4 protein-coding genes are annotated in these 4372 nt (G+C 50.2%); 2 read left to right on the top strand and 2 right to left on the bottom strand.

Features of this window, described 5'->3' with window-relative positions:
- The coding region (locus tag RCH83_RS13390; RefSeq protein WP_306522914.1) for a DUF2252 family protein at window positions 1-1359 on the top strand (1359 nt) is incomplete at its 5' end.
- Between the two features lie 13 nt (window positions 1360-1372).
- Here the strand turns inward: RCH83_RS13390 and RCH83_RS13385 are convergent.
- Together RCH83_RS13385 and RCH83_RS13380 are read right to left on the bottom strand one after the other, a co-directional pair.
- A complete protein-coding gene (locus tag RCH83_RS13385) occupies window positions 1373-2161 on the bottom strand; it encodes an ABC transporter substrate-binding protein (protein ID WP_306522912.1) in 789 nt (262 codons plus the stop codon).
- A 229-nt stretch (window positions 2162-2390) separates the two neighbouring features.
- Complete coding sequence (locus tag RCH83_RS13380) at window positions 2391-2810, bottom strand: hypothetical protein (RefSeq protein ID WP_306522910.1); 420 nt, start codon at window positions 2808-2810, stop codon at window positions 2391-2393.
- Between the two features lie 335 nt (window positions 2811-3145).
- Between RCH83_RS13380 and RCH83_RS13375 the strand changes: the two genes are divergently transcribed.
- Complete coding sequence (locus tag RCH83_RS13375; RefSeq protein ID WP_306522908.1) at window positions 3146-4240, top strand: HlyD family secretion protein; 1095 nt, start codon at window positions 3146-3148, stop codon at window positions 4238-4240.
- Window positions 4241-4372 lie beyond the last annotated feature (132 nt).

The following is a 4372-nucleotide window of genomic DNA, read 5'->3' as shown; positions in this document are numbered from 1 at the left end:
ATGAGCTCTTTTGTTGAAACAAGCCTGCGTAAATCCCAGTTACAGCAGGAGTTTATCCGCACCGATGGCGTCGACCCTGCCATAGCACCTCTAGTGAAACATCAGAAAATGACCCAAAGCCCATTCCGCTTTTTACGTGGCAGCTCAGGTTTATTTTATGCTGATATCAAAAGGGAGCTGCTGCAATTGCCCAACGCTTTGACCGAATTGCCTTTGGTACGGGTGATGGGTGATTGTCACTTGGCTAACTTTGGTTTTTTTACCGAGGAAGGCAGCAGTGGTGAAAGAGTGATTTTTGGTCCCAACGACTTTGATGATGCTTGTGTGGGCCATGCGGTGTGGGACTTAAGCCGTTTTGCCGTCAGTTTGTTATTGGCCGCAGATTATTGCCGTGGTTTGTTGTCAGGAACATATCGGGCAGATAACGAGGCTGATTTGAGTGCTTTAAAAGTGGCGACTGAAAAAGATGCTGATAAAGCCATGTTGGCTTTTTTTAGTGAATACAGCAAAGAATTAACGCGTATTCACAACAATCCGGAACGCAGATTTAACGCCCAGGACGATTTTCCGAAAATCCATTTACTGAAACCTTTTTTGAAAAAAGCCATTAAAAGGTCGGCGGCAGGTGAGCAGTTTTCAACCAAAAGCACCCTGGCAAAAACTGTGGATTTAACCGCCAGGCCACTGCGTTTTAAACAAGACGCCGGTAAATTTACCCGGCTGGATGAAACAAGTTATCAGCAGGTGCTGACGGCGTTCCGGCCTTTTGTCGACGATGACATAGTGGACTTAGTGGCACGTCAGGGCGCGGGCACAGGCTCGTTAAATCTGCAGCGTTATTATTTGCTGGTTGGGCCAACACAACTTTGTTCTGACGCCGATTTGGCACTTTATCATGTGGTGGAAGCCAAACAACAACGTCGTTCGGCGCCGCTGGCATTTTTTGCCGGTTTAAGCCCGGTGAATGAACTGAATGACGCCCATCTGACGGTAGATTGCCAGCGTTTGATGCAGCGCCGGCCGGATTTAGTGTTGGATGACCACCAGTTTGAAGGCGCCCATTATCTGTTGCGCTCTTTGCATCACGCCAATGTCGATTTAGATCCCGAAGATATCTGCCTGCACCCTGTGAACCCGGCGCTTGCGATGCGTCAGTATGCTCAGGCTTGTGCTGTTGCTTTGGCCTTAGCCCATAGTCGCAGCGACAGACGCAGTTGCCGTTTTGAGCAGCAGATGGTGACAGCATTAACAACGCATCAGGCGCAGCTGGCGGCCAGTTGCCGGCAATATGCCATGCAACAGGTGCAGGATTGTCAGTTGTTACAACAAATGTTGCCGGTAGCGCAGCAGCAACAGTGACAGGCAGCGGCTATCAGCGGCAACATGGTGTTGACTCTGGGTGGTCGGGTAGTGGTTGCTGTTGTTGGCTCAGCATCTGGCGTGCAGCGGGAATTTGCTGCCAGATCTGTTGCAGCAGTTGCGGTTGGCTTTGCGCCAGTTTGCTGCTGAATACCAAAAACAACGGCTGCTGATAAAAAGGCGGTTGCAGTTTTTTAATCAGCGCCGCTTTTGGGTGTTGTTTAAGCTGGGCATCGGCAACAAATTCAGCCAGCACATAACCGTCCAGTCTGTTGTTCAGCACCATTTCCAGCCCGGCATTTAAACCTGAAGCTAAGGTGCTCAGCGCATTCAGTTGTTTTAGCTTTTGTTCCACCACAAAACCCTGGGGGGCAGACAGGCCAAACTTGATACCCGACAGTTCGGTACCGTCCCAGCGCAGTGAGCTGTGTTTATGGGTGTACAGATGATAATCCACCGACATCAGACTCAGGCTGCTGTTTGGTTGTTGTTGGGCATCCAGCGGGAAAGCCAGTAGTTGTTGACGCTCGGCGGTCCAGCCAACTCCAATAACGCCATCCATGTTGCCAATGCCAGCTTCATGCAGGCAACGTTTCCACGGCATACGATGTAGTTCTACCGGCACACCGGCCAGCACAAAGGCCTGAGCTGCTACCTGACTGTGCCCACCATAAGCGGCAACTCCTTCCACCATTTGTTTGGGCAAAGCTGGTGAGTGTTCATGATCTTCATAACAAATCTGTAGAGGCGCCGCCACAAGGGGGGTACAGAACAGATACCAAGCTGCAGCAAAACATTTCATCAGCAATCTCCGGCGGGCATGATTTGAGTATAAGAGTTTTCTAATTGCCGGTGCAGCTTTTATGCAGCTTTGTCGTGCACTGGCTGGTTAGGTAAAAAACAATGGCGCTTGCCGGATTTTATGGCAGGTAAAAGGCAAAGCAAAGCAAGATAAAAGCAGGATAAAAAGCGTGATAGCAAGAGGGAAGTACGCCTGCCTTATGCTGCGGCAGGCGTTTGTGCGCAAAGGCTTAGAATTTATAACCGATATTGAGTACAGCCAGGGTTTTGCTGTCACCGTCACGGCCACGGTCGGTGCGATCGGCCTGACCTAAACCTGCGCCCAGCACCCAGCCACGGCCACTAAAACTGGTTAAGTGGTAGTCATAAGTGACCAGCACTAACTCTTCAGCGTTAAAAATGTCAGATTCAGTGCCATACATCAGACCAAAAGCATGAGGGCTACTGGCAGCCGGCGCCATTTGTACACCCAAAGCAGCACCATGAATACCTACACCGGCAAAAAAGCCCAGATTGTTTTCGCGGTAGGTTATTTTGGCGCCAAGGTCGCCATATTGCGGACCAAAACCTGCAGCCGGAATAAATTCACCGGCCAGCGCCGGACCAGAAAGCAGCATTGCTGCGACAACAGAAAGTGTGGTTTTTTTCATCAGAATGTCCTCAAAAATCAGGCTGTCGCACAGGGACAGCAATACCAAAGCGCAATTCTAACGGCTGAAACTGAATTTAACCTGACTTTGCAAAACAGGTCGTGAGCAATACAAAGCGTTATTGTTGCCGGCAGCTTCATAAATTGCGCCATTATGTTATGTAGTGATGGCTGGCCTTGGGGCAGATTATTTTTTGTTTTATATCAATGCATGATGATTTAGCCCGGAAGCAGCGGGAAAAATGCCATAAAGTGAAGCTAAAACCAGATGACCCTTATCTGGCTGACAGGTGCAGTTGGCACTGATAACAGCAACATCCTTTCAAGGAAGCAAAGATGCAACAACAAGCAGTAGGTGAACAACAGGGTCTGCGCAGATTTGGCCTGGCCGGTGTATTGACACTGCTGCTGGTGATTGTGCTTGTTGTGGTGTGGTATCAGCATTATTGGCAACCTGCTGCAGTGGACAACTTATTACAAAGCAATGGCCGGATTGAAGCCACTGAAATTGCTATTGCCAGCAAAACCTCAGGCCGCATCAAAACGATGCTGGTTGATGAAGGCGATTTTGTTACTGCAGGCCAGCTGCTGGCTGAAGTCGAATCGGACGCTTTATTGGCCCAGTTACAGCAGGCTCAGGCGCAGTTGCGCCAAACTCAAAGTGCCTTGTTAACAGCACAAAGTCAGCTGCAGCAACGTGAAAGTGAAAAAAACGCTTTGGAAGCAGTGTTGAACCAACGTGCGGCTGAACTCATTGCTGCGCAAAACAGAGCCAAACGCACCGGCACTCTGGCAGAAACAGGTTCTGTGTCCAGGCAACTGGCGGATGACAACAACACGCTGGTGACAAGCGCCAAAGCGGCAGTGAGTGCCGCCAAAGCGCAAATTAAAGCAGCAGAAGCGGCTATGACATCTGGCAAAGCACAAATTTTATCGGCTGAGTCCGCCATTGAAGCCGCTGTGGCAACTGTGCACAGGGTTGAAGTAGAACTTGCCGACAATCAGCTAAAAGCACCAAGGGCCGGCCGTATTCAATACCGTATTGCCCAGACCGGCGAAGTGGTGGCGGCCGGTGGCAAGGTGTTGAGTCTGATTGATTTAACCGATGTGTATATGACGTTTTTTTTGCCTTCGGCCAAAGCTGGCCAGATAGCGCTTGGCAGTGAAGTGCGGTTGGTGCTGGATGCAGTGCCGCAGCGTGCTATTGCTGCCACTGTTTCTTATGTGGCTGATGTGGCGCAGTTCACGCCCAAAACAGTAGAAACGGCCAGTGAAAGGGAAAAACTAATGTTCAGGGTCAAAGCAAAAATAAGCCCTGTTCTTTTGCAAAAACATATAGATAAGGTAAAAACAGGTTTACCTGGTATGGCTTATGTACGGCTTGATGAATCCAAGGCCTGGCCAGACTGGTTGCCGGAGCTGGCGCAGTGACAGCTGGGGAGCATCAGCATGCCATGGCGCCTGTCACGCCGGTCGCCGGCCCTGTGGCTGAGCCTGTTGCAATAGTGCAGTCGGTGTTTATGCGTTATGGCTCCACCATAGCGCTGAATGATCTGAGCCTGC

The sequence above is a fragment of the Rheinheimera sp. genome, from assembly GCF_030824435.1.
In the GTDB taxonomy this organism is placed as follows: Bacteria; Pseudomonadota; Gammaproteobacteria; order Enterobacterales; family Alteromonadaceae; genus Pararheinheimera.
Note: the sequence above shows the minus strand (reverse complement) of the source record. Positions and strands in the feature narration are given on the sequence as shown.